1 protein-coding gene is annotated in these 338 nt (G+C 50.9%); it reads right to left on the reverse strand.

Features of this window, described 5'->3' with window-relative positions:
• Positions 1 to 338, reverse strand: a 338-nt coding sequence (locus tag PPL9_RS05435; protein WP_244273351.1) for a DNA topoisomerase, incomplete at both ends; no start/stop codon positions are given.

Consider the following 338-nt stretch of genomic DNA (forward strand, 5'->3'; position numbering starts at 1 on the left):
ATGATTTCATCAGCACCGGCTCGACCACTCACAATGTCATCAAGTCGCGCTTCCATTGCTGCTGTCGTTGCTGGATCAAGGAGTGAAGGACACCGGTCCTGCAGAAGATGATAGAGCTGCATAGCCGTATCGCTTGCAAAGAGTTTGCCCTTGGTGACAGAGAGGAAGCTTTGCTTCTTTAACCCTTCAATTATGGTGTCTCTGGTTGCCGGTGTACCAATGCCCTTGGCTTCCTTCAGCCGTGCACGCTGGCCTTCATCTTCAACAAACCTCCATGCGTTTTGCATGGCTTCAATCAAAGACCCTTCCGTGTAGCGAGCTGGTGCCTTTGTCTTCTT

The sequence above is a fragment of the Pseudovibrio sp. POLY-S9 genome (genome assembly GCF_001431305.1).
Classification (GTDB): domain Bacteria; phylum Pseudomonadota; class Alphaproteobacteria; order Rhizobiales; family Stappiaceae; genus Pseudovibrio.